Genomic DNA, 24,115 nt, shown 5'->3' with positions numbered 1-24,115 from the left:
GAATGCTGTTTCCCCATTCTAGTGGGATGTCGCCGGTTTCCCTCTCAAACGGTGGGACGGATCTCGAAGGTGGAGAGGCCCTCGGGCAGCTCGCAACGCTGTTCAACGGCCTCCACCTGCGAGCCGGGGCTGCCTTGCTGGCACCAGCGCAGCATTGCCTCCACCGCCGCCGGGGATCCCTCAAAAACGGCCTCCACGCGCCCATCCTGCAAGTTGCGCACCCAGCCGCCAACACCGGCGTTGCGGGCCATCGCTTCGGTGTAGGCGCGAAACCCCACCCCTTGCACTCGCCCGCGTACCCAAACGTGAACGCGAACCCTGTCGCTCATGTTGATGCCGATCCCTCTGAGGTACTGCCAGGTTCTGGGGCCGAGGTCGGCTCGGCTGGCTGGGCGGCAGCCTTCTCCGCCTGCTGCTCCAGGCGCTGCCAAAGAAAGTTAATGAGGGCAACCAGCGTCAGGATCCCCAAGGAGATCCCGCCGGCGTACCCAATGGCTTGCCACAGCACAGAGGACATGAGCTTAACCTCACGAATGCCGGTGCGGAGGAACCCAACCTTTCTGCACCTTAGCAGAGGTCTTGGCCGACCAGGCGACCTATGGGCACGTTTGACAAACCCTCTGGAAAACCGTTCCGGCACAGAGATTTGACGGCAGGGGCAAAAGACTGGGTTGGCCTGAAATACGTGCGCGCCCAGAAAGAAATTCTTAAAAAGCCTTCGCCAGCCGCAAAACCGCATTTAAGATTCGTGACTAGGGTTGGATGCCGGGTAACTTGCATTCTTGTTGAGACCGAACCGGCCAGGCTTTGTCGGCTCGACCCATCCCTGCCGTACAGCCTGCTTGAACTGTTGGCTTGATCTTCTGCCCTCAACTGCGATGGATTCTTCGATCTCTCAATTCCAGCCTTCTTCCCGGCGGGATCCCGTGCCTTCTGACAGGCTTTCCCTGCGCATGGGGCAAGCTCTGCTGGGGCTGGCAGTGGCCACTTGGCTGTTGATGGGGCTGGGCAGTGCCACCCGAGTCATGAACGCTGGGCTGTCTTGTCCGGATTGGCCCCTTTGCTATGGGGAGCTTGTGCCTGTTCAGCAGATGAACCTACAAGTCTTTTTGGAATGGTTTCACCGCATGGTGGCTTCTGCGATAGGCTTGGCTACCCTGGTTCTGATGGGGTTTGCCTGGCTGAAGCGCCGGGCATTGCCTACTTGGCTGCCCTGGGGCTTGAGCTGGGCTTTTGTTCTGGTCTTGGTGCAAGGGATCCTGGGTGGGCTGACGGTGACGGAGCTGCTGCGCTTTGACATTGTAACGGCCCACTTGGGCACGGGCCTGCTGTTCTTTGCCACGCTGCTCACCCTGGGATTGCTGGCCTTGACAAGATCCGGTTCTGAGGGCTCTGTCCTGCGGGGGCAGCCAGGTGAAGGGCCATTTTCTATCGGCTACCTGCCTTGGCTGGGCTTGGGGGCGGTGCTTCTGATCTATGTTCAGAGCCTTCTTGGCGCCCTGGTGGCTTCTCAATGGGCTTTGCACCAGTGCTTTGCTGCTGGCGAGCTGTGCGGGGTGATGAACAGCCACTTGCTGGGCGTGGCTCCGGCTACCCTTGGGGTGTTGGCAGTGGCGGTGGCCACCGGGCTAAGGCGCAAGCGGATCCCGCGGCTCCTCAAGTTCTTGGGTCACGGGTCTGTCGGCCTGCTGTTGGCCCAGGTGGGGATCGGCATCTTGACCTATCGCTACCGGCTGCAGGTGGAGCCGCTGACGGTGGCCCATCAGATGATCGGTGCAGCTTTGCTGGCCTGTTTGCTGAGCTTTACGGTTCTGGCCTGGCAAATGCGAACTCAGCGGGAAGAAGCCCGGTGGATGGCCATGACCGCAGAAATGACCGGTGAGTGATTTCCATGCAGGATGTTTTCCAAGACCGTTACCGAGCCGCACCGACACGGATCCCTTCCCAAGTCTGCCATCACCGAACGGTATCCCAGGTTTTGCGCAGCTATAGCCAGTTGGTGAAGCCGAAGATCATCGCCCTCTTGCTGATGACCACGGCCGGCGCGATGTGGATGGCGGGCAACAGCGATCCCCTGAAGTTTGGCGTCACCCTCGTGGGGGGCGGGATGGCAGCGGCAGCGGCCAACGTCATCAACATGGTGTATGACGCCGATATCGATCGCATGATGGAGCGAACTCGCCATCGTCCTTTGCCTTCCGGTCGCATTCAGGCGCGACATGCTCTCCTGTTTGCCGGGATCCTAGCCGTGACTTCCTTTGGTTTGCTGGCCTATTTCACCAACCTGCTGGCCGCCGGTTTGGCCATGTTGGGGATCCTGGTGTACGTGGGAGTCTACACCCACTGGCTAAAGCGTTCCAGCACCCAGAACATCGTCATCGGGGGAGCGGCAGGAGCGATCCCGCCCTTGGTGGGCTGGGCGGCGGCCACGGGCGAGCTGAGCTGGGCTGCTTGGGTGATGTTTGCCATCATCTTTTTGTGGACCCCGCCCCACTTTTGGGCTTTGGCCATTCTGAAGCGGGAAGACTACGCCCGCGCCGGCGTGCCGATGCTGCCGGTGGTGGCCGGAGAAGGGTTGACTGCCGCCCAGATTCTCCTCTACGCGCTGCTGATACTTCCGGTCAGCTTGTTGCTGGTTTACCCCTTGCGGGTGCTGGGATCCTTTTACTTGAGTGTGGCGGCGCTGCTGGGATCCCTCTTGGTTTGGAAGGCGGTGCAGTTGCTGCAGGATCCCCACAATCGGGAGCGGGCGGCCTCCCTTTTCACCTTCGCCAACCTCTATTTGCTGCTGCTGTGTGGGGCTATGGGTCTGGACAGGTGGGCGCCGACCCACACCCTCTGGGATCAAGCCCTCGCCTCGCTGCAGGGGATCTACACCACGTTGCTGGCGCTGACTGGCTAGCTTGCAAGGCTGGATCCCTAGGTTGACAACTCACGTTGGCCGACCAGTTCTTGCGGATTACAGCCCGCTCTGATCCAAAGTTACGATCGGTTAGCCACCGCTAGACGGATCCGGCTATGACGAATGAAGAGATCGAGACGCGGTTTGTCCAGTTGGCCGAAGCTGTAACCAGAGTGGCCGACACAGTTGCCAAGGTTACCGATGCCCAGCTTGCCTTGCAAACCCTCTCAGGGCGTCTTGCCGAAGTTGTCTTGGAACTGAGGCAGGAGCTGAGAGAACTGAGGCAGCGTCAGGCTGAATCGGATCAACGTTTTGAGGTTCTCCTTGAAGAAATCCGCTTCTTGATCCGCAACCAGGGAGGGGAGCGACCGTAGGCCAGCTTCCCCACTGAGGCTTTCTTCCGAGGCAGGGATCGCCCGCTCAAGGCTGTGTGAGGTGGGTCGGGAAGGGGAAAAAGGCGGGGGATTCTTGAAGTTTGCTCCCGATTTGAAATAACCCTGATTTTGCGAGCCGATCGGATCCCAGACAGATTGGCTATTCTGGAGATAGAGCTGGCAGACCCGGATCCCGATCGACATCCATAACAACCCGAACGCCAAAGCTGGTGGGAGGCGCAGATGGCTGACTACAATCGCGGCATCATGAAGTTCAAGGGGGCAGACAGCCCAATTGTTGTTTTGATCTCGGCAGGAATTGTGGCCGGGGTGGTCTCGGCCTTGATCTGGTGGGCTCTGCACTTTGCTTACGTGGCTTGAGATCTCAGCTTATTCCGCAAGCCAAGGGCAGTCTTTCCTGCACTGTCAGCCTTCCAGACGAGGTAGAAGGTTGGGATGAGGCTGTCGTGCAGCGCTTGCGGCAGTCTCTGCAGCACTGGTACCGCGACCACGGGCGGGATCTGCCTTGGCGTCGCAGTCGGGATCCCTATGCCATTTGGGTTGCGGAGGTGATGTTGCAGCAGACCCAGGTGGCGACGGTCATCCCCTACTTTCAGCGCTGGATGCAGGCCTTGCCCAAGATCCCGGACTTGGCGGCAGCCCCCCAGCAGCAGGTGTTGAAGCTATGGGAGGGCCTGGGCTATTACCGCCGGGCGCTGAACTTGCACAAAGCCGCCCAAATGTTGGTGCAGGAAGGCAACGGCGAGTTTCCCAGGGATCTGGAGCAGGTGCTGGCGCTGCCGGGGATCGGGCGCACCACGGCTGGCGGCATTCTCAGCGCTGCCTTCGATCAGCCTTTGCCGATTTTGGATGGCAACGTCAAGCGGGTGTTGGCTCGCTTGCTGGCTTTGCAGCAGCCTCCGGCCCGGTGTCTGCCTCTGTTGTGGCAGCTTTCTGAGCAATTGTTGGATCCCGTGCAGCCGCGGACTTTTAACCAGGCCCTGATGGATTTGGGAGCGACTGTCTGTCGTCCCCGAAAGCCTCGCTGCGGCCAATGCCCTTGGCAAGGAGATTGCGCCGCCTACAATCGAGGTCAACACCAGCAATTGCCTATGTCTGCACCCCGTACCCCTCGTCCTCACAAGCAAATTGCCGTTGCCATTGTTCTGCGGGGAACAGAAATCCTCATCGATCGACGGCTGGAAAGCTCCATGCTCAGCGGGCTGTGGGAGTTTCCCGGAGGAAAAATTGAGCCGGGAGAAACGGCTGCCGAGTGTGTAGTCCGAGAAGTGAAAGAAGAAATCGGTATCGATATCGAGGTGGTGGCGCCCTTAGCCACCATCGAACATGCCTACACCCATTTCACCATTACTTTGATCGCTTTTATCTGTCGCTACTTAGGCGGAGAAGCCCAAGCCCTGCAATGCAGCGAGGTGCGCTGGGTCAGCCCGGCGGATCTGTCGGCATTTCCCTTCCCGGGGGCCAATCAAAAGTTGTTTCCTCACTTGTACGCTTGGTTGGCCGAGCGGGGCAACTCATGGGAACACACCTAATCCGCCAAATGGCTTAGACCCTTCTGGAACCCCTGCCCCAAGACATTCGATAGGATGGTAGGTGTCCCGCTGCGGTGAGCTACGGATATGCTGGTTACTCTGGAAAAAGCTGGGGAAATTCTGGCCAAGGGATCCCATACCGCTATCCCGACCACAGATGGCAAGATCGCGCTGGTGCCCAAGGGAAAAGAAAACCTCAAACTAACGGCCAACGAAGCCATCAACCTCATGTTTTATGTCGTCCGCTCTGCTGAGCCCGCAGAGACGGTGATGGCCCAACTGGAGGAGGCAGTCTCCAAAGCCAAAGCCCCTGATCCCTTCGAAGAACGGGCCAGAAAATATCGAGAAATTCGTGGCACTTGAAGGGGCAGATCCCTCTGCCAGCTTGAGAGGTACTCCCCAAAGAAGGTTAGAAGCAGGAAGAGCTGAGGGCAACCAACTTTCCATCGCTGGTCCACCCCAGCAGCATCGGTTCCTGCGGTTGAATAGCCTGGCCAGTGAGAGCACAGCATTGGGCTTGATGGGCTGTGGCCGGGAAGCTGGCCCGAATATCCTCAGGGCTAAGGGTGGCAGCTCCCTGAGAATGACGCAGGACATAACTCCAAAGAATTTCCCGTATTAGAGCCTGGTAGCCCTGATTTCCGGCCAGCGCCTTCAGTCGCTGCTTCAGCTCACGCTCTAGCCGAATGCTGGTTACCTCCATCTGGGTCGTGGCAGTGGGAGAATTGGCACGGATGGGCATGTAGGGATCCTCCCTCGCAAGGTCTATACTACTTTTGTAGTATAGCCAGCTTTCTGCCTGAGCAGAATGACCCCGGTCAAAAGGGTTGTGGGCCATGGTTGAGTTGATCCCGTCCCGTCGCCGTGCCTTGGAGCACCTACTGGCTCGTCTTGGATTTGGGGATCCTGCTGTGTTGGCACAACTGCGCTGGGATCTGCTGGATCAGGCTCTGATCCACCCTTCTCTGGACAGCCGGCGGAACAACGATCGGCTGGAGTTATTGGGGGATTCTGTCCTGCGGATTCTGGTCACAGAGTTCTTGTTTCAGTCCTATCCCCACTTGTCGGTGGGAGAGCTAACCGCAATTCGCTCCGACTTGATCAGCGATGCTCACCTGGCGGAACTGGCAGACCTGCACGGCCTAGATCGTTACCTGGAGGTGGGATCCAGCTCCCAAAACGACCTGGTCGGACGGGGTCGGCGGCTGGCGGATGCCTTCGAGGCTTTGCTGGGGGCTTTTTATCTCAGTTGGGGTATTTACACACTGCCCAGGCTGCATCCCTGGCTGGATCCCTATTTGCGCCGGCGAGTGGAGCAATGGTTTCAAGACCCCACTCGACGCAACCCCAAAGCAGCCTTACAAGAACTCACCCAACGCCTTTGGGGCAGTCTGCCGGAGTATCGCCTGGTGGCCGCTCAGGAGCATCCGCCTCAGTTCACCATGGAAGTCTGGGGGCAAGGACGGTGCTGGGGCCGCGGTGAAGGTCGCTCAAAAAAAGCTGCAGAAATGGCTGCCGCTGCCCAGGCCTACGGGCGCTTGCAGTCGGAGGAGACATGAGAGGCAATCACCCCTACGAGCTGGCCAGTTGGTTGTTTTTGCTGGGGAGCAGCCTGTTTGCGCTGGGCGAGGTGATAAACCTGGGCAGTGACCCATCTCTGTGGGATCCAGCAGCTCCAACCCTTCTCAACCCAAAGGTTGTCCAAGCCCTGCTTGGGATAGGCGCCAGTCTCCTGTTCGTCGTAGGCAGTGCTCTGTTTGTCCTCGATGCTCGTCGCCGTTGAAAGTGAGCAATCAAACAAGAGGCTTGGCTTGCTAGTGAGGACTTCGGCCAGCTACAGGAGCTACCGCAACAGTTCCATCCGCACTGCTTCTACATATTCCAGCAACTCTGGGGATCCCGTGCCTGCAGCCTGCCACAGTGTCAAAGCACGGCCCAGATCGGCAGCGGCACCGGCCCTATCCTCTCCCTGATAGGCGCGCGCCATACCGCGGTGGTAGTAGCCCTCGGCTTGCTGCGGCTGCACCTCGATAGCTCGGCTGAAATCCTGAACGGCCAAGTTGAAGTCGCAAATGCTGGCCCACATCAGGCCGCGATGGACATAGGCATCGAAAAGATCGGCAGGGCTTTGGTTTTGCTCGGCCAGTTCAATAGCCAGGTGCGACACATCAAACGCCGATTCCAGATGTCCTTGTTCCGCCCAGATGCGAGAGCGCAACAAGTGGAGTTGGGGGTTGCGATAGGCAATGCGATCCAGGGGGGACAACGTTGCCAAAGCCTGCTCCAGCTCCCCAAAATACTCGTGTTGAATCCTGGCCTTGAGCAAGTAAGCTTCAGACAAATAGGGATCCAAAGCAATGGCAATGTCCAGATCCCGCAGCGCCAAGCTCAGCAGGTGGTCAACAGCAGTCGCCTGGTCTGGCTCGGCCAAGGCCAAGGGAGCGCCCTGCAACCGATCCCAGAAGTACCGAGCCCGCTGCAGATAGAGCTGCGCGTTCCCCGGCTCCTGTTCAATCGATTGGGTTAGCCACGCCAGCTCATGGCGAACATCCACCTGGGCAGAGAATAGAGAGAGAGATGACGGCAGAGAGAGCTCCCCAGCTTCCAGAGACACTTCAGTGGCAGAACCCCACTCTTGACGAGACGAGACCAACCAGCCACATTCGCCGCCCAAACACAGCCAAGACAGCAAACCCAGAAGCGCCGATCCGGAGAACAAAAGACTGGGCCTCAGCATGGATCCCACCCCACGAACTAGCTTGAAGTAAAGAGTTGCCTCTAAGCTAGTTCGCCACAGCCGCAGTGTCCAGACTTTCAACAATGCCTGTCCTGCCCCAACCCTCGGCAACTCCCCCCTAGGGGAGCCTGCCGCCGGCCAGATCCACCAACTCCACGCGACGATTCTTTGCCCGGCCCTCGTCAGTGGCGTTGCTGGCAACAGGAGCGGAGAATCCCACACCAACCGGATAGAGTCGGCGCTGCTCAATGCCAAGCTGAACCAAGCGGTTGACCACAGCTTCGGCCCGACGCCGCGAGAGGCCAAGATTGTAGTCGAAGCTGCCGGTTGCATCGGTATGGCCGACCACGAGGATGCTGAGGTCGGCGCGCTCGCGCATCAGCTTGGCGATCTCGGCAAGGGTGGGCTCGGCAGCCGCTTCGATTTGATCCGAGTCATAGGCAAAGAGAATGCCGTAGAGAGCGATCCGGCCATCGCGGCTGATGGCTTGATCCAGCTCGCTGCTGGTCACCAGTTCCAGGCGCTGCTGGCGAGTCTTGACATCGATGACATCCACCCGCCCCAGGGTAATCCCGGTCGGGATCCGTCCACTGCCGCGCGTGACCTCCCAGTCATCGGTATTGACCACAAAGTAGGCGCTTACGAATCGCTCATCGCCTTCGGGCGACTTGCCACGTGCGGCTAAATAGGCAGCAGTGTTTTCTCTCGCGTTCTGGAACGGCCACTGCGCCCGTTCTTCCGGCGTGCTGTAGGTGCCCTTCATATCGAGGATCTCGTGGGCAATCTGGTTGTTGTAGCCGAGGGTCTCGATCTCCTCCCCTAAGCCGGAGAAGAGGATCTCAAAACCAGACTCTTTCAGTTCGGTTTCGTAGTTGCGCAGCGCCTCTAGGGGGGCAACCCGCTCCGGCAATCGGTAATAGGTTGTGATGCGGCGCCCCTCAACAGTTTGAGACCGATACGGCTGCACAGCTCCCATCGCGCCACTGAAGACGATTTTCTCAAGGGCAAACTTGAGGCGGTCGTAGTCGGCCCGCGATTGAAACACAATGCTGGAGCCGGCAAAGCGCTTGAGCCCCGGCGGATCCGCCGTTCCTGGCAGATCGGCCCGGGCTGGCCCCGCATTGACAAGCAGCGCTGTTAGCAGAGCGAAGGCAAAAGGTTGTAAACCTACGCGAAAAGACATAGCCACTCCCTGGTTTTTCCAAAGTCGTTACGGGGCCATTGCCTAGAAGTTTAGCTTGAAAATGCAAAGAGATTAAATACGAACTTTAACGTTTATGTGCTAGTTGCGAATAAGCCTTTACAAACGGGTCGTTGCACCTGAGCCAGAGTTAGATTTTCTCCAGGAGGGAAGCGACCATGAGACAAGACTACACCCACTTCGCAGCGCATCTCCGACTACCGCTCAGCTCGTCTTCAGAGGTTGATGTTCTTTGAGGAAGATCGTCAGCATCCTGACGATCCGAACAAGAACCCTGACGAGCCGATCAAGAATAAACAAGAATAAAAAAATCTGGTGGAACTGGCCGAGACCCTAGCCACGCCAGCAGAGCTGAGCCAATGCCCGCTCACTGGGTTTATCCGCGCAGGGAGCAGTGCAAACAGAGGCGCAACGGGAGCTTGGCCAACTGGTTCCCAAAGAATACGTTGCGCTGCTGCGGCTCACCAACGGCCTTCAGATCAACAACGTCCTCTTCAAAAAGGCAGAGGAGCTGGTGTTCGATGGTCGGGATCGCCGTTTTCACATTGCGAATCTGGGATCCCCCAACGAGCGCTTCTCCTCCTTCGATTCCCTGGCGGCGTTGCTGGTCGAGGCTCTCCGCGAGCAGCAGGTGCTCTAGGCGTTCGCTCGGCCTGGATTCCTTCAGCGCCTTCTGGAGCAGCGGCGCAGCAGCCAACTGGCGGCGGCCCGATCGCCCTCGTCCCAGGCCAATCGCTCCACGGCCACCATCACCATCGAGGTAATCACTGCCTCACTGAGATGTCGGGAGCGCAAGTGCTGCACGGCTGAGGTGGCGGCCTCTAGGTCGCGCCTACGAATTGCGCGGAGCAGCTCATCGGACATAGACAAGGCCAACTCGCCTCACTACCTTTCTACCGCAGGAGCCAAAATTTCCCCTTCTTCCTCACCTTCTTGTCAGATAACGCAAAAATTCGTCTGGCTTCCCTAAAACTTCTTAAAGAACATCGGAGAAATTGTTGGAGAAGGAAGCTGTGCACTTCTCAAGAGGGAGCTGGGATCCGTTTTGGCCCAAGGCTTCCCAGTCCGCTCAACCCACCTCAAGTCAACCAGCCGAGAGATCAGCGGGCAGCCATGGCCGCTGGGGAGCGCGGGATCCCGTGCAGCAGCCGCTCCATCTCTGCTTGCAAATCCTGGGTCAGGGCTTGTACGGCTTGCCGGCGGTTGGCCTGGTAGGCGGGCCAGCGCTCCGAAACCGAGAGGGGATCCCCGATGCTGAAACGGGCCAGCCGCGGCCCCAACCTGGGGGGGTCAGCACCGACGGGGTTTTTCCCCTTGATCCAGGCCAAGAGGTTCCACAGCCGCAGGGCGGTTTCGGCCAGTTCCTCCAAACTGGGTTGCTCCGGCAGGGGACGCACAGCAAACACCATCAGGGTCTCCACCAGGCGCATGTGCCAGAGGTAGAAGCCGGCCTCCGAGGCGACGCGATTGGCCAACCCCTTCTCCAAAGCCGAAAGGGCAGCAATGTCGGCAATATCTTCCCGGTAGATCCAAGCCCAGCCTGCCTGTTCGATGCGATGCCGCCGCTCGATCAAGTCTCCCTGGGGCTGCAGGCCAAAGTGCTGCTCGGCCACGCGCAGGGCCAGATCCGATAGGCTTTGCAGACGTGCCAACAGATCCCCTCCCCCTCTCAGGTTAACCCGCGCCGCGTCGGGCAAAGCTGGGGCGTAGAAGCGCTCGTAAAAACGCTCCATCACCTGAATCAGATGTTCGGCCAAGCGGAGCAGGCGGGCCATCAGAAACCCCTTGCCGACATGGGCCGAGCGGGTGGCCGGGAGCTTGCAATCGGCCTCCATGCGGTGGAGCAACCTGTCCAGCACCGGGCTGGGATCCCTCAAGTAGGAGTAGCGAAGGCCCACCGGCAAGATCAGCACCTCCTCTGGCCGTCCCGCCTTGTGCAGATCCTCTACCGCCCAAAAACCCATCTGGGCCACTCCCGGCTCCAGCGGGTTGAGCAGCCCACTCATGCCGTTGATCGTTCCTTCGGGAGCGACTGCCAGGGGGTACTGGCCCGACACAAACTGCTCGCGAGAGCTCTTCAGTCCTGCCCGATCCAGACGGCCCCGTAAAATCGGGATCCCGCCCAGCCGGGGCAATCCCCAACGGGCAATCGAGCCCAGCCACAGCGGCAGGCCACGGTCGTAGACAAACAAGACGTGGGGCCGCTGCCGCAGGCGGATCCCCTCTTGCCGGGCCACCCGAGGCAAAAGGTGGGAAAACAGGTACATCAAGCAGGGAGGATCGTCGAGGGTGGGGTGACGAAAGGCAACCAACAGGCGAATCTTGCCTGCCTCAAATTGCTGATAAAGCTGAGCCAAACGCTCGCCCCCTTCTACCTCAATGCGCGGGATCCCTTTGGCCCATCGCAACCACAAGGGCAAACCCGTTTGGGCAAAACGAACCACCCACGGTGTCAATCGCGGCGGCAGAAATTTGAGAGGAGGTTGAACGGTCTGCTGCATAGGGATCCTCAAATCTAGGGTTGTCGCCGTCGGTAAACCCAGGCTTTGGATCCCATCTTAAGGAGGGTGAAGAGGGAAGAAAGCCCCGCAGTGACAGTTTCTCAACTGGACTCCCTCCGCCCAACTCCAGAAGAAGTTCAGGCTCCTGCCGTTTTTTTCCTGCGGCCCCGTGTCTTTTTGGGGGCAGCTTCTTCTTTTGAGGTTGAGTCCTCCATCACCTGGCCGTTTAACACTTGCTTGAGGTGAATGTGCTTGTAGCCCAACTGAATCTCAAACTCATCGCCGGGCTTGAGATTCATCTTTTCGGTGTAGGCGGACCCGATGATGAGCTGCCCATTTTTGTGAACGCTGACGCGAAAGGTGGGCTCGCGACCGCGCTTGTCGCGGCTGGAACCTGGGCTGAGGCTCAGACCTTTTGCCTCCAGCACCGCGTCATAAAACTCATTTAAGTTGACGCGGAGCTTGTTGTTCTTGGTCACGGTCACGTAGCCGCAGCGCTTTGCCGTTTCCCGGCGCGGAAGATGCCCCAGCGCTTCGACCTTCTGAAGGAGAGCCTTCCCGGTTAAAGGTTGTGGTGGTATATCTGACATTTTTTAATGTCCTACATCCTTCCCCTAAGATCATAGCCTTATGATGTACTCCTGCAACCAAAAGTTTGAGGCTTTTCTTTCTCATTCGTCGAGCGCCCCAATCTCTGAGCACAGCTTCTGTGACTTCCGGTAGAAAATGAGCACGATTTCCCACTGCAGAGATCGGCGCGGCGGCTCTTATTGTCTTGCAAAAATGGGTCGGAAAGATGGCCAAGAGCAGCATGCCATCAGACCTAGCTTGGTGGGCCTTTTCAGCTCCTGGGGAAGGTCGGCAACATCCAGGCAAAGGGTTATTTCAAACCCAACTCAGATACTCCTCAGGCGCTCCACGCCGCCGACGCGCCCTTTCAGATGGGGGTGCGAGTTGCCAATGCGGCTCACTCGGGATCCACTCGATTGGCTACCGCTGAGACCACGATCATCGGCAGGCTGACCAGCAGACAGAAGCCCCACTGATCCCAAGACAAAGGTGCCGTGTCGAAAATGATGTTCATCACGCCCCACTGGCTGAAGAGGATCTGCAGCAGGATGGCCGCCCCAATGCCGATGGCAATAGCCGCCGTATCCATCAGGCGTTCGTGGTGGTCCAACTGGCTGGCCCGTCCGCGGCCCAACAGGGTGGGAATGGCTTGGCTGAGGCTGAGCAAGTAGAAAATACGCCCGATCACCAGCGCCTGAATGGCCATGCTGCGGGCCAGGTCGATATTGCCGGTGGTTTGTTCAATGTACTCAAAAACCCCGAAGATCAAGATCCAGTTGAAGACCGACACCAGCAGGATGCGCTGCAGCAGCCGAGGAGAAAGCAAGTTGGCATCGGGATCCCGCGGCGGCTGGGTCATCTCCCGCCCCGTGCTGGGCTCGAAGGAGAGGGGCACCGTCATGGTGATGGAGTTGATCATGTTCAGCCACAGCACTTGAACGGCCAAAATGGGCAGCTCCCGGTTGAGGAGGACGCTGAGGAGAATGGTCATCGACTCCCCCCCGTTCACCGGCAGGATGAAGGCAATGGCCTTGAGCAGGTTGTTGTAAACGGTGCGCCCCTCTTCGACGGCGGCCTCGATGGAGGCGAAATTGTCGTCGGTCAAGATCATGTCGGCGGCGGCTTTGGCCACTTCCGTGCCGCCCCTCCCCATGGCAATGCCCACATCTGCCTGCTTCAAGGCCGGGGCGTCGTTGACCCCATCGCCGGTCATGGCTACGATCTGACCCCGCGACTGCAGAGCTTCCACCAGGCGCAGCTTTTGCTCCGGCACCACCCGCGCAAAGACGGATCCCTGGTTGGCGGCGGTTACAAACTCCTCTGGGCCAAGCTGCTCCAGATCCCGACCGCTGTAGGCTTTTACCGGTTTGCCGCCGCCCAGGCCCATCTGCTCAGCAATGGCTTGGGCCGTGAGCACATGGTCGCCGGTGATCATCTTGACTTGGATCCCGGCAGTCTGGCAGGAGCGTACGGCGGCAATGGCCTCCGGCCGCGGCGGGTCGATCATCCCCTGCAAGCCCAAGAAAATCAGCCCTTCCTGCAGATCTGAGTGATCCACCTGCGTTTGGCTAGGGGGTACGGCTTTTTGGGCAAAGGCCAGAACCCGCAGCCCCTGCCGCGCCAAGGCCTCCACCTGCTGGCGAATCCGCTCTGCTTCCAAGGGCTGGATCTCCCCCTGGGATCCCATCTGGCTGCGGCAGCGGGGCAAGAGAGCTTCTACGGATCCCTTGACGTAGATACAGTGCTCCTCCGGCCCCAACCGGTGCAGGGTGGCCATGTACTGAAACTCGGATTCAAAGGGGATGCTGTCCAGGCGAGGGCGGCGGCACTGCAGATCTTCTCGATCCAGACCCCCTTTCTGGGCGGCTACGAGCAGAGCCGCCTCGGTGGGATCCCCTACCACTTCCCACTGGCCGTTGTCCTTGGGTTGGAGGCGGGTGTCGTTGCAGAGGCAGCCGGCCAGTAGACAGGCCTCCAGCGAGGGCCATTGGCGCACTTCGACGGGGGAATTGGCTTCCTGGGATAGGATCTGGCCCTGGGGGCTGTAGCCACTGCCGGCGACCCGGTAGAGCTGGGATCCGGCGTAGATGGCCTGCACCGTCATCTGGTTTTCCGTGAGAGTGCCGGTTTTGTCCGAGCAAATCACCGTGGCGCTGCCCAGGGTTTCTACCGCCGGCAACTTGCGGATGATGGCATGGCGTCGGGCCATGCGGGAGACCCCAATGGCCAAGGTTACGGTAACTACCGCCGGCAAGCCTTCGGGGATGGCGCTCACCGCCAGCGCCACTGCCGCCTCAAAGACACTCACTGCCGCTTGGCCCTGCACCAGGCCCACCAAAAAGGTGAGCGCAGCCAAGGTGAGGATAATTTTCAGCAAGGTCAGGCTGAACGCCTCAAACTTGCGCGTCAGGGGAGTTTGCAGGGATCCCCCCTCTTCGATCAACTTGGAAATGCGGCCTGTTTGGGTCTGGTTGCCGATGGCCACCACCACCCCCGCCCCTTGGCCAAAAGTAACGAAGCTGCCGGCGTAGGCCATGTTCTGGCGGTCGGCCAAAGGCGTGTCTTCAGGGAGGGATCCCAGCCGTTTTTCCACCGGCACCGATTCTCCCGTGAGGGCCGATTCGTCCACCTGCAAGTTGCGCGCACTCAGCAGGCGCAGGTCGGCGGGCACCCTGTCTCCCGAGCTCAAGAGCACCACATCCCCCGGCACCAGCTCCCGCGAGGGCAGCCGCACTTTCTTCCCCTCCCGCAGCACCGTGACTTCAGTCACCACCGACTTGGCCAGGGCAGCGATTGCCTCCTCCGCCTTGGCCTCTTGGATGTAGCTGATGAGGGCGTTGATCACCACCACCGCCCAGATCACGATGGCGTTGCGCCAGGATCCCAGGAACGCCTTGACCGCCCCAGCCACCATCAGGATATAGAGCAGCGACTGGTTAAACTGCTGCAGAAACTTGACCCAGGCCGGCGTTGCAGCTTTGGCTTTCAGCTCATTGGGGCCGCATTGCCGCTGCCTCTTCTCCACTTCAGCTTGAGAGAGGCCCTTTTCCAACAGCCCCGCCAAAGACATCTCCTCTCCGAGGAGTTCCTGGATGGCTTGCTCCTCCGGCAGGGCATGCCAGGCAAGGGCCGGGAGCAGCTCAGGGGATGAAGATTCGGCCATGTTCGGAATCTTGAGTTACAACACCGCGAGGGTTGGATGGGCTGCCCGCCCTCCTTATCTCTGATAGCCTAACCAATGCCATGGGCCCTTCCCGGCAAGGTGTCCTTCGGGGGGCTCTTTACCAAGACAAGCGTCAACAACGTTTAGGCAGCCGGCTAAGATTTGCTTAAAGTTCTCGATAGATAGAAAGGATGAGCATATTCTTATTAGGTAGTATGATTAGCTAGAGCCTGTAGGAAGCCAAAGGGCTTCGGCTGACCTGTCCGGGCTCCTGGACAGGTGAGTTGGTTCTTTTGCTGTTTTTTAATATGGCCAATTGAGCCTAGCGGTTTCTTTTTTTGTTTCTGTTTTGAGGGAGTTATGGTAGTACCGACTACAAAGCCAAGGGAATTACAGGCGCAGTCAGCAGCAGTGCCGCAAAACGGCGCGCGCTCCGAGGTGCAGGGGGCTGCTTCTGGGAGTTCTCCTGCAGTTATTCACCATCAGATTGTTGTCGTCGGGGGAGGGGCAGCCGGCATCAGTGCAGCCGCCCAGTTGCTGGAGCGCCAGCGCAACCTCGACATTGCCATCATCGAGCCCTCCGACAAGCACTACTACCAGCCCGGCTGGACGCTGGTGGGCGGGGGCATTGCACCGCTGGCCAAGTTTGTTCGCGATGAAAAAACCGTCATCCCCAGGGGAGCCAAGTGGATCCAGGCGCGGGTGGCCGAGCTGGATCCGGATCACAACCGCGTCATCACCGAGGCCGGCCAAGTTATCGAATACGACTACCTCATCATGGCCCCCGGGATCCAAATTGACTGGCACCTGATCGAAGGCCTGCCGGAAGCATTGGGCAAGGGCGGCGTGACCAGCAATTACTCCAAAGACTACGCCCCCTACACCTGGGAGACCATCCGCAACTTCCAGGGGGGCACGGCCATCTTCACCTACCCCGCCACTCCCATCAAGTGCGGCGGCGCGCCCCAAAAAATCATGTACATGGCCGACGACGTCTTTAAGAGCAAAAGCGGCGTTGGGGTCAACACCAAAGTTATCTTTTGTACTGCCACTCCCACCCTCTTCGCGGTGCCGGAATACAGCGCCGCCCTGGAGAAAGTGGTGGAGCGCCGCGGGATCCAGGTAAAGTTCAGGCACAACCTCAAGGCCATCCGGCCCGAGACGCAAGAGGCCATCTTTGAGGTAACCACCGACAAGGGCAAGGAAGAGGTAAGCCTGCACTACGACATGATCCACGTGGCTCCGCCCATGAGCGCCCCGGACTTTGTCAAGCGCAGCCCTCTGGCAGGGTCCGGCGGCTGGGTGGAGGTGGACAAGTGGACGCTGCAACACCCCCGCTACCCCAACGTATTCTCTTTGGGGGATGCCTCTTCCCTGCCGACTTCCAAGACGGCAGCCGCAGCCCGCAAGCAGGCGCCGGTGCTGGCGGAAAACCTCTTGGCGGCCATGCAGTCCAAGCCGCTGCCAGCCCGCTACGACGGCTACACCTGCTGCCCCCTGATCACCGGCTATAACTCCCTGATCATGGCGGAGTTTGCCTACGATGGGAAGCTCGCCCCTTCTTTCCCCCTGGATCCAACGCGGGAGCGCTACTCCATGTACCTGGCCAAGGTGCACCTGTTGCCCTGGCTGTACTGGAACCGCATGCTCAAGGGCAAAGGGTTTGAAGCGGATATCTTCAAGCCCCTCAACAGGCTGGTGCATCGCTACTAAGGCTCTCCACCCCCCTCACCCCCAGCCCCTCTCCCCAAGGGAGAGGGGAGTTCTTTTACAGAGCTTGCTCGCTCTGCCGCTTGTTTGGCATGGCACCGAAAGCGCGGCGGCTGTGGTGATGGAGGTGATCTCCGGGTTTGGGAAATGCAGTAGGATCGAGGTGAAGAGAGAGGAGGGGCAGGCGATCGCGTCTTTGCTGTCGCCACCAGACAGCGGGATGAGGAAAGTCCGGGCTTTCAGAAGAACACACCGCTGGGGAAACTCCCAGTGCGGGTAACCGCGAGGACAGTGCCACAGAAACATACCGCCGATGGCTGGGATCCCAGCACAGGTAAGGGTGCAAAGGTGGGGTAAGAGCCCACCAGCAACGTCGAGAGGCGTTGGCTCGGTAAACCCCGGTGGAAAGCAAGGCCGCAGCCGCAGGATCATGGCTGTTCTTCGCCCCTGTCGGCTGCATCGAGATCACGGTACCCAGTAGACGCTGGGGAAGGGTGCTCTCGATGGTGGTGAGCCGCTAGAGGGTGATGGCAACATCACTCCCAGATGGATGATCGCCAGTGCGGGTTAGTTCTTGAAAGTTTTGAAAGAACGCCCCACTACAGAACCCGGCTTACAACCTCCTCTCTTTTCCCCTCTTTTGGGTGCCCATCGCCTGTTTTCGTCCCGCCACTCGCGATAGCGGGACAGAGTCCTAAAGCCGCATGAGAGGAGGCTAGCTCTCTGCCTTTTTCACGTCGGTCAAGCCTGCCATCCACAGCTCTACGCAGGCTTGGAGTAGGTCTGGGATTGGTTCGCTTTCAGCGTTTGATGAGCGGCCATGGGACAACTTCTCCTCGCCGCTCGAGGGCAGGCCGGCGGTGACGGCCAACACGGCTGCCCCCAAAATCATCAGGTGTAAAACCCCAGCGGCTCGGTGAAGGCGCTCGGGCTCGACCGATTGGAACTCAGAGCCGGGGAACTGTTGCAAGTATTGTGTTAGCTGTTCCTGCGCCTGAGAAAAGCCGAGCCTCAGAGCGCGGCGATGCTCCTCGGAATAAAAGCCTGCTTCTCCAACCAAAGAGCGCACCAGCTCAGGATTATCGGCCAGCGCCCGAAAACAGGTGTGGACATAGCGCAGCAGAATGGCCTGCAGCCCAGAGCCTTGGAATGAGGCGGGATCCCCCTGGAGAGGAAGATCGGCAATGCCGGAAAAGACCCCCAGCTCACCAAACACGGCCAAGAGCAGCCCCTGCTTGCTGCCAAAGTGCCGAAATAGGGTGACTTCATTAACGCCGGCTAGGTCTGCGATTTGACGGGTGGTGGTCTGGGTAATGCCCTGACGAACAAACAGCTCCCGAGCCGCGTCTAGCAGCCTTTGCCGAGAGGAAGAACGTGCCATGGTGGGTGATGGGGTAAGGAGTTAGGAGAAAACCCTAGAGAACGGCAGCAGCCTGCAAGTAGCGCTTGCATTCGAGGTGAAATATCGTTAAGCTTAGCCTCAGGCGAGATCAAACCTGCTGCTTTTCTGCTCTCTTGTAGCCGCTTTCACTGCTGGGGCTTGCTTGGGCGGGCCTTCAGGGATCCCGGTTTGCCTTTCAGGGTTGTGAGCTCCTTGTGAGCTGAGTCAGGGATTCGGTGGCCTTTGCATGAGAAGCAACTTTGTGAGGAGGTATTTGATTCTGCGCTGCCCTTTCTCTTTTTCTGAGGTTTTGCTGGTTCATGGCCGTTTCCCTTCCTTCCCAATCGCTGGATAATCCTGACCGTTCTGCTTCGCTCACTCAGCCTGAGCCCCAAAAGTCTTTCCGGTTTGCCTGGGAATTTGTTCTCTTTTTCATTGTTTTTCACGCCCTCGCTTTGGTGGGCGGCATTTTTTACTTTTCCTGGCCGGCCCTGGGAGTGGCTCTATTGCTTCACTGGTGCTTCGGCAGCTTGGGCATCTGCCTAGGGTATCATCGTCTTCTTAGCCATCGCAGTTTCCAAGTGCCCAAGTGGCTGGAATATGTCTTTGCTACCTTCGGCGCTCTCGCCATCCAAGGGGGGCCGATTTTCTGGGTGGGCGGCCATCGTCAGCATCACGCTTTTACTGAAGACGAAGAGCGGGATCCCTACTCTGCTCGCAAAGGCTTTTGGTGGAGCCACATGCTCTGGCTCATTTACCAACGGGAAGAGTTTTTTAACCGTGAGAAGTATTCTGCTTTTGCGCCGGATTTGGCTCGGGATCCTTTTTATCGTTGGCTGGACAAGTATGGGCTGCTGCTGCAATTGCCGCTGGCTGCCGTGCTCTACTTGCTGGGGGGTTGGTCGTTCGTCATCTATGGCATCTTTGTGCGGACGGTGTTGCTGCTGCACTGCACCTGGTTGATCAACTCTGCCAGCCACCTCTGGGGTTACCGAACTTTCGAGAGCGACGACAATGCCCGTAACCTTTGGTGGGCGGCCATCTTAACCTATGGTGAAGGCTGGCACAACAACCATCACGCCGACCCGAAGCGCGTGAAAGCAGGCTTGCGTTGGTGGGAGATCGACATGACCTACTGGGCCATTTGGGTGCTGGCAAGACTGGGTTTGGCCCGTAGATTGCATCTGTCTGACCAAAGCCAGGCTACTGGCTGAACGGCTTCTGTCCCAGAACTTGCAGAGGAATCGTCAAGGGATCCCCACCCCTGGGGCTCCCTTTTTTATTTAATTGCAGAAAGGGCTATTCTTCTAAGGGGCTATACTGCCACGTTCCGTAGTGGTCGAGAATGCGCTTAATTTGCTCTGGGTCGGCACCGGGTTTTTGACAAATATGCAACGCCTCTACTTGGCTGTCTTGGTAGCGAAAGCTGGAGTCTTTTTTCCACTCCAGCTCCGTTTCTACCCCTGAAACACAGGCCAAATGGGCAGCCACTTCCCGATAAACCATCAGGGGCATGGAATCGTAGCGAACAGCGTAACGTTTCAGCTCAGGGATGCTCACGGATGACAACTCAACCTACGCAACTCAAAATGTAGCTACCTCTAGCCAACTGGAAGACTTCCCAAGGGCTCTCGGCAGCCTCTTTCTTCCCCTCACCCCCGCTCCCAGAAGCAATCGCGGTGCAAAACGCAAAAAAATCCCCTGATTAAGACTCTACGTTGGGCATCTGGCTACTGGTAAAGCAAGATGGGGCTAGGCAATTTTGTCATCCACTAGGGTGCAGCAATTGACCTGGTCCAGGCAAATCTTTCCCCATTGCAGAGCCCAGCGTACCAAAGCCACCCGATTTGCAGTTCGGGTTTTACTCAAAATGTTGCTGATGTGATTGTCAACGGTACGTTTGCTAATCTCTAAGCGCTCCGCAATGTCCTGATTGGTCAGCCCTGCAGCAATCAACTCGATGACCTGCAGTTCCCGCTCCGACAACAAATCAGCGGAATGATAGTCGGCGCCCATTCCGAATGCCTGTAGGATGAACTGTAAAGATTACCTACCCCAATTGTAGGGGATCCCCTCCAAGATGGATAGTCCCGCCGCAGGAAAATCTGCGGCAATTCTCAGGCCGAAGGGTTTGGCGATGTTGACGGGAGCGCTTCTGGGCAGCTTTCACAGGGCATCGGCGCGTTTCCGGGGCAGTTCCACCTGCACCCACAGCCCACCTGCTTGTGGGTGATTGCGCAGGCGGATTGTGCCGCCGTGAAGTTCCACAATTTGCCGCACGATCGCCAGCCCCAGGCCGGTGCCGCCTTTGCTGCGGGCCCGCGCCGCATCGGTGCGGTAAAAGGGTTGAAAGACCAGCTCAAATTGATCCTCCGGCAGGCCAGGGCCGTGGTCGTACACCTCCAGCCGCACCTGGGATCCCTGTTCCAAGAGCAGCACGTGGACAGGGGAGTCGGGCGCGCCATATTTGACGGCGTTGTCCAAGAGGTTGAGGATGAGGCGGTAGAGGCGCTGTTCATCTCCCCAGAGATAGAGCTGGGAGGGGCTGCTCAGGTGCAGTTCCTGGTGACGGGGCTTGGCCAGCGGTTCTAAGCTCTGCCAGGCTTCGCGCACCAAGGCTGCCAGATCCACCCAGCGCCATTGGGAGCGGGATCCGGCCCCCAAGTTAAGGGCGCTCAGTTCCAACAAGTCTTGTACCAACTGGCTGAGGCGCAGCGTCTCGTTCAGCAATCGTTCCACCCAAACCGCTTGCGCGGTGTCGACCCGGCTTTGTAAAGTTTCGGCCAGCAGACGAATCGAGGTGAGGGGGGTTTTCAGCTCGTGGGCCACATCCGAGGCCCAGCGATCCCGTTGTTGGGCTAGCAGGGTAGCTTCCAGCCGGTCTTCCAAAAAGATGGCAACCTGCCCCTGCGGCAGTGGCAGCCCCCAAGCCCGCAGCGGAACCGGTTTATTCTCGCCGCCGGAAGGGTAGAAGATCCATTCGCGGCTCTGGATGGGCGTGTTGGCCCCCTGGCGGCGGGTGGCTTCGATGAGCTGATCCAACTCATAGGAGCGCACCCACTCCAGCAGGAGCTTGACGCCCGGCTGCCACTGGCCAATGTGCAGCAGGCGTTGAGCGGCAGGGTTACACTCCAGGACCACGTTGTTCTCGTCCACCCGCAGGTATCCCCAGGGCAGGTGGTGGCTGAGATACTGCCAGTCTTGCAGGTGTCGTTTTTGGCTGGCCCACTCCAGTTCTTGTTGGCGCAGGTGGCGGCTGAGCCGGCTGAGCATCTGTTCTGGCGAACTCAGAGGCAGGGGCACGTGCAGCAGGGATCCCAACTGTTGCAATTGGCGGACGAAGCGGCGCCGACTCTGCCAGAGCAAAATCAGCGTGCCGAGTAGGCCGATGCCCAACCCAATGAGGATCCCGCTTTCCACTCCCATGGGCCCACCCCCTTTGCCGCCATTGTCGCCCAGGGATGGGGGGGTGAATACCGAATCCCGCCCTCAGGACATCCCTAGCGGCGATGCACCATTGTCGTGCTGGCCTGGTCGGTGGGCACCAGCAAGACCTCACTGAGGTTGACGTGGGGGGGACGGGTGACGGCAAACAGCACCACCTCGGCCACATCCATCGCCGTCAGGGGGGTGAGGCCCCGATAGACCGCTGCCGCCCGCTCGCGATCGCCGTGGAAGCGCACCTGGCTGAACTCGGTTTCCACCAAGCCGGGCTGGATCTCGGTGACGCGAATGGGGGTGCCCAGCAGATCCAGCTTCAGGCCCTCGGAGATGGCCCGCACGGCGGCTTTGGAAGCACAATAGACGGCGCCGCCGGGATAGGTCTGCCGACCGGCAATGGAGCCGATGTTCACCACATGGCCGCGGCCCCGCTCCACCATGCCGGGCAAGACGGCGCGGGTAACATACAGCAAGCCCTTGATGTTGGTATCGATCATCTCCTCCCAATCTTGCAGAGCACCGGTGTGGAGCTTGTCCAAGCCGCGACTGAGGCCGGCGTTGTTGATCAAGATGTCGATCTCAGCCCAGACCGGCGGCAAAGACTGGAGCGCCTGTTGTACGGCTGCCCTGTCCCGCACATCCAAAGTCAGCAAGTATGAGGAAGCGCCGTAAGCCTGCTGCAACTCCATAGCCAGCTCCTGCAGACGCTCCTGACGGCGGGCCACCAGGATCAGCTTGGCCCCAGAACGGGCAAAAAGCGTGGCACAGGCTGCCCCGATGCCGCTGCTGGCACCGGTGATGAGCACAATGGCGTTTTCCAGCATAGTCCGCAAGAGTTGAGGGGCTACTAGGGGATCTGCGGCTGGGAACGGGCCGCTTTCCCTGCTTGAAGCGAGCGCTCCAGCAGCTTAACGCAAGCATAGAGTGTATCCAAATGGGGAGTCGGGATCCCTGCCCAACGCCCCAGCTCCGTGATGGCGCCGACAATGCTCTCGATCTCCGTCGGTCGCCCCCGCTCAATATCCTGCAGCATCGAGGTGCGATGGGATCCCACGCGGGCTGCATCCTTGAGCCGTTCTTCCAGAGAGACCGGCAGCCGGATCCCCAGAGCTTGGGCCACAGCCTCGGTTTCCTGCATCACCGACTCAACCAACGCATGGGTGGGCGGGTACTGGGCAATTTCGTCTTGGGCCGCGCGGGTGAGGGCGCTGATGGGGTTGAAAGCGGCGTTGCCCCACAGTTTTTGCCAGATCTCGACCCGAATTTGTGAGGTGAGGGTTACAGCAAGCTGCGCCTGCTCAAAGATGGCCGCCAGAGAGCGCAGCCGCTCCGACAACGATCCATCTGGCTCCCCCAGAATATAGCGCCCGCCGCCGGTGTGCAAAACTACCCCCGGCTCTGCCAACTGCACAGCGATGTACACGACACAGCCGATCACCCGTTCGATCGGCAGATGGGCGGCGATCACCCCGCCCGGATCCACCGAAGTCAAGGAGCGCCCCTCAAACTCGCCGCCATGCCGGTAAAAGTACCACCAGGGAACGCCATTCTGAACAACCACAACGGGGGTGTCCGGGCCACACAGGGATCCCAACTGTGGGGCAAGCAGGGGCAAGCTGTAGGCCTTGACAGCAACGATCACCACATCTTGCCGCCCCAGCTCAGCCAAGTCGTCGCTGGCTGTCAGCCGCTCCACCCAAGCCTGGGAAGGATCCCCCTGCCGGATCAGCTTCAACCCTCGGCTGCGGATGGCCTGCAAGTGGGATCCCCGTGCCACCACACTCACTGGAAAACCGGCTCGGGCCAGGCGGACGGCCAAATGCCCCCCGACTGCCCCGGCGCCAACGATGCCGATTTTCATGTTTCACCAAGCGAGGAAATCCCTACTCGGCCCCGCCCTGGGTGACGCGCAGGATCCCGTATCCGAGCGCCACGCCCACTAGGGTCAGGACAATGGAGAGCCCAGCAATGGTGAAGATCTCACTAGCCATAGATTCCTCTCAGGTGGATTGCCTCGCCCTTTAAGGATATCGGATCTTGGGCCTTCGGCCTTCCCTGAGGTGAGGCGGCCCCTCACGCTCAATATCTCAGGAGAGAAAAACCGCAAAGATTACAGTCTGTGAAGATCCCGGCCACCTCGGACTTGATGGAGGCGCGTCACCCGCCTCTATAATGAAAGCAATTTACAAGTCTTTACCGGCATAGGCTAGATTGTAATGCCTACAGCCGTAAAGCTTGTCCGGTAGCTCTCAGATGGCTCATTGGGCCGTTGTTGAGTACTGGAAACGGTTCTGGACAGGGTCTTGGAGCACTGGGAGTCCTACTTGTAAGAGCTCCTGAGTAGCTCTGGCCAAAGAGCCGTTAAAAGAAGGTGAGGCAAAAGACCCGCGAGTTGAGTCTTTATACCTAGGCTCTTCTCTTGCTTCAAGGAAGCAAACTTTGTAGTTTCATTAGCGTTCTCATTCATTTAGATCTTTTTTGGGAGAAGTTGAGATGACCATCGCGGTAGGGCGCGTACGCCAGGAGCGAGGATGGTTCGACATCGTCGATGACTGGCTCAAGCGCGACAGATTCGTGTTTAT

At 59.1% G+C, this 24,115-nt stretch carries 27 protein-coding genes and 1 other RNA gene; 12 read left to right on the top strand and 16 right to left on the bottom strand.

The features are described 5' to 3' along the window. Nucleotides 1–44: 44 nt before the first annotated feature. Nucleotides 45–329, bottom strand: coding sequence for an acylphosphatase (locus NW858_RS07985; protein WP_414520249.1), 285 nt, complete (start codon nucleotides 327–329; stop codon nucleotides 45–47). Next, nucleotides 326–517: a hypothetical protein gene (locus tag NW858_RS07980; RefSeq protein WP_414336008.1), complete on the bottom strand. Its 192-nt coding sequence runs from the start codon at nucleotides 515–517 to the stop codon at nucleotides 326–328. Before NW858_RS07980 ends, NW858_RS07985 begins: the two co-directional genes overlap by 4 nt. Nucleotides 518–878: 361 nt before the next feature. On the opposite strand from NW858_RS07980, the gene NW858_RS07975 reads away from it, so the two are divergent. The 6 genes from NW858_RS07975 (at nucleotide 879) to NW858_RS07950 (ending at nucleotide 5,192) form a co-directional block, all read left to right on the top strand. Continuing rightward, on the top strand, nucleotides 879–1,886 hold the full coding sequence (locus NW858_RS07975) for a COX15/CtaA family protein (RefSeq protein WP_414336147.1): 1,008 nt from the start codon (nucleotides 879–881) through the stop codon (nucleotides 1,884–1,886). Nucleotides 1,887–1,891: 5 nt separating this feature from the next. Continuing rightward, the gene (locus NW858_RS07970) at nucleotides 1,892–2,902 is read left to right on the top strand and encodes a heme o synthase (protein WP_414520248.1); all 1,011 of its coding nucleotides are present in this window, start codon (nucleotides 1,892–1,894) and stop codon (nucleotides 2,900–2,902) included. Nucleotides 2,903–3,018: 116 nt separating this feature from the next. Beyond that, the gene (locus tag NW858_RS07965) at nucleotides 3,019–3,276 is read left to right on the top strand and encodes a hypothetical protein (protein WP_414348278.1); all 258 of its coding nucleotides are present in this window, start codon (nucleotides 3,019–3,021) and stop codon (nucleotides 3,274–3,276) included. 243 nt (nucleotides 3,277–3,519) lie between these two features. After that, a complete protein-coding gene (locus NW858_RS07960) occupies nucleotides 3,520–3,657 on the top strand; it encodes a hypothetical protein (RefSeq protein ID WP_414334446.1) in 138 nt (45 codons plus the stop codon). Nucleotides 3,658–3,743: 86 nt separating this feature from the next. Continuing rightward, nucleotides 3,744–4,829, top strand: coding sequence for an A/G-specific adenine glycosylase (mutY, locus tag NW858_RS07955; RefSeq protein WP_414334444.1), 1,086 nt, complete (start codon nucleotides 3,744–3,746; stop codon nucleotides 4,827–4,829). Nucleotides 4,830–4,916: 87 nt separating this feature from the next. Next, nucleotides 4,917–5,192: a hypothetical protein gene (locus tag NW858_RS07950; RefSeq protein ID WP_414334442.1), complete on the top strand. Its 276-nt coding sequence runs from the start codon at nucleotides 4,917–4,919 to the stop codon at nucleotides 5,190–5,192. A gap of 46 nt (nucleotides 5,193–5,238) precedes the next feature. On the opposite strand, the gene NW858_RS07945 is transcribed toward NW858_RS07950, so the two are convergent. After that, nucleotides 5,239–5,571 carry a hypothetical protein gene (locus NW858_RS07945; protein WP_414334441.1) on the bottom strand — a complete coding sequence of 111 codons (333 nt, stop codon included), beginning with the start codon at nucleotides 5,569–5,571 and terminating at the stop codon, nucleotides 5,239–5,241. A 94-nt stretch (nucleotides 5,572–5,665) separates the two neighbouring features. On the opposite strand from NW858_RS07945, the gene rnc reads away from it, so the two are divergent. Both rnc and NW858_RS07935 read left to right on the top strand, forming a co-directional pair. Then, the gene (rnc, locus tag NW858_RS07940; RefSeq protein WP_414520247.1) at nucleotides 5,666–6,388 is read left to right on the top strand and encodes a ribonuclease III; all 723 of its coding nucleotides are present in this window, start codon (nucleotides 5,666–5,668) and stop codon (nucleotides 6,386–6,388) included. Then, nucleotides 6,385–6,612: a hypothetical protein gene (locus NW858_RS07935; protein ID WP_414334439.1), complete on the top strand. Its 228-nt coding sequence runs from the start codon at nucleotides 6,385–6,387 to the stop codon at nucleotides 6,610–6,612. Before rnc ends, NW858_RS07935 begins: the two co-directional genes overlap by 4 nt. A gap of 60 nt (nucleotides 6,613–6,672) precedes the next feature. On the opposite strand, the gene NW858_RS07930 is transcribed toward NW858_RS07935, so the two are convergent. Further along, nucleotides 6,673–7,650 carry a hypothetical protein gene (locus NW858_RS07930; protein ID WP_414334437.1) on the bottom strand — a complete coding sequence of 326 codons (978 nt, stop codon included), beginning with the start codon at nucleotides 7,648–7,650 and terminating at the stop codon, nucleotides 6,673–6,675. Between the two features lie 34 nt (nucleotides 7,651–7,684). Further along, nucleotides 7,685–8,749 carry an OmpA family protein gene (locus NW858_RS07925; RefSeq protein WP_414334436.1) on the bottom strand — a complete coding sequence of 355 codons (1,065 nt, stop codon included), beginning with the start codon at nucleotides 8,747–8,749 and terminating at the stop codon, nucleotides 7,685–7,687. 412 nt (nucleotides 8,750–9,161) lie between these two features. On the opposite strand from NW858_RS07925, the gene NW858_RS07920 reads away from it, so the two are divergent. Beyond that, nucleotides 9,162–9,407 carry a hypothetical protein gene (locus NW858_RS07920; RefSeq protein ID WP_414334435.1) on the top strand — a complete coding sequence of 82 codons (246 nt, stop codon included), beginning with the start codon at nucleotides 9,162–9,164 and terminating at the stop codon, nucleotides 9,405–9,407. Between the two features lie 23 nt (nucleotides 9,408–9,430). Here the strand turns inward: NW858_RS07920 and NW858_RS07915 are convergent, their stop codons facing one another. The 4 genes from NW858_RS07915 to NW858_RS07900 form a co-directional block, all read right to left on the bottom strand. Continuing rightward, a complete protein-coding gene (locus NW858_RS07915) occupies nucleotides 9,431–9,637 on the bottom strand; it encodes a hypothetical protein (protein WP_414334434.1) in 207 nt (68 codons plus the stop codon). A gap of 230 nt (nucleotides 9,638–9,867) precedes the next feature. Next, a complete protein-coding gene (locus NW858_RS07910; RefSeq protein ID WP_414520246.1) occupies nucleotides 9,868–11,268 on the bottom strand; it encodes a 1-acyl-sn-glycerol-3-phosphate acyltransferase in 1,401 nt (466 codons plus the stop codon). Nucleotides 11,269–11,405: 137 nt separating this feature from the next. Then, a complete protein-coding gene (locus NW858_RS07905; RefSeq protein ID WP_414510268.1) occupies nucleotides 11,406–11,858 on the bottom strand; it encodes an AbrB family transcriptional regulator in 453 nt (150 codons plus the stop codon). A gap of 377 nt (nucleotides 11,859–12,235) precedes the next feature. After that, nucleotides 12,236–15,001 (bottom strand): HAD-IC family P-type ATPase, encoded by a 2,766-nt coding sequence (locus NW858_RS07900; RefSeq protein ID WP_414520245.1) that lies wholly within the window; start codon nucleotides 14,999–15,001, stop codon nucleotides 12,236–12,238. 411 nt (nucleotides 15,002–15,412) lie between these two features. On the opposite strand from NW858_RS07900, the gene NW858_RS07895 reads away from it, so the two are divergent. Beyond that, nucleotides 15,413–16,714, top strand: a complete 1,302-nt coding sequence (locus NW858_RS07895) for an FAD/NAD(P)-binding oxidoreductase (protein ID WP_414520244.1) — start codon at nucleotides 15,413–15,415, stop codon at nucleotides 16,712–16,714. 167 nt (nucleotides 16,715–16,881) lie between these two features. Continuing rightward, nucleotides 16,882–17,343: RNase P RNA component class A (rnpB, locus tag NW858_RS07890), an RNA gene on the top strand. Nucleotides 17,344–17,426: 83 nt separating this feature from the next. On the opposite strand, the gene NW858_RS07885 is transcribed toward rnpB, so the two are convergent. Next, the gene (locus NW858_RS07885; protein WP_414334425.1) at nucleotides 17,427–18,092 is read right to left on the bottom strand and encodes a TetR/AcrR family transcriptional regulator; all 666 of its coding nucleotides are present in this window, start codon (nucleotides 18,090–18,092) and stop codon (nucleotides 17,427–17,429) included. A gap of 320 nt (nucleotides 18,093–18,412) precedes the next feature. On the opposite strand from NW858_RS07885, the gene NW858_RS07880 reads away from it, so the two are divergent. Beyond that, entirely contained in the window at nucleotides 18,413–19,306 is an 894-nt protein-coding gene (locus NW858_RS07880) for an acyl-CoA desaturase (protein WP_414334423.1), read from the top strand. 85 nt (nucleotides 19,307–19,391) lie between these two features. Here NW858_RS07880 and NW858_RS07875 read toward each other — a convergent pair whose 3' ends face one another. The 6 genes from NW858_RS07875 to NW858_RS07850 all read right to left on the bottom strand — a co-directional run bounded on the left by NW858_RS07875 (nucleotide 19,392) and on the right by NW858_RS07850 (nucleotide 23,524). Further along, entirely contained in the window at nucleotides 19,392–19,652 is a 261-nt protein-coding gene (locus tag NW858_RS07875; RefSeq protein ID WP_414334448.1) for a hypothetical protein, read from the bottom strand. Between the two features lie 192 nt (nucleotides 19,653–19,844). Further along, nucleotides 19,845–20,108, bottom strand: coding sequence for a helix-turn-helix domain-containing protein (locus tag NW858_RS07870; RefSeq protein WP_414334421.1), 264 nt, complete (start codon nucleotides 20,106–20,108; stop codon nucleotides 19,845–19,847). Between the two features lie 150 nt (nucleotides 20,109–20,258). Further along, the gene (locus NW858_RS07865; protein ID WP_414337043.1) at nucleotides 20,259–21,518 is read right to left on the bottom strand and encodes a sensor histidine kinase; all 1,260 of its coding nucleotides are present in this window, start codon (nucleotides 21,516–21,518) and stop codon (nucleotides 20,259–20,261) included. 74 nt (nucleotides 21,519–21,592) lie between these two features. Continuing rightward, nucleotides 21,593–22,357, bottom strand: a complete 765-nt coding sequence (locus NW858_RS07860) for an SDR family oxidoreductase (RefSeq protein ID WP_414334417.1) — start codon at nucleotides 22,355–22,357, stop codon at nucleotides 21,593–21,595. A gap of 23 nt (nucleotides 22,358–22,380) precedes the next feature. Then, complete coding sequence (locus NW858_RS07855) at nucleotides 22,381–23,394, bottom strand: ketopantoate reductase family protein (RefSeq protein ID WP_414520243.1); 1,014 nt, start codon at nucleotides 23,392–23,394, stop codon at nucleotides 22,381–22,383. Nucleotides 23,395–23,416: 22 nt separating this feature from the next. Beyond that, nucleotides 23,417–23,524 carry a PetM family cytochrome b6-f complex subunit 7 gene (locus NW858_RS07850; protein ID WP_414334413.1) on the bottom strand — a complete coding sequence of 36 codons (108 nt, stop codon included), beginning with the start codon at nucleotides 23,522–23,524 and terminating at the stop codon, nucleotides 23,417–23,419. Nucleotides 23,525–24,115: the final 591 nt, after the last annotated feature.

It is taken from the genome of Synechococcus sp. H55.10, from assembly GCF_047502715.1.
Classification (GTDB): domain Bacteria; phylum Cyanobacteriota; class Cyanobacteriia; order Thermostichales; family Thermostichaceae; genus Thermostichus.
Note: the sequence above shows the minus strand (reverse complement) of the source record. Positions and strands in the feature narration are given on the sequence as shown.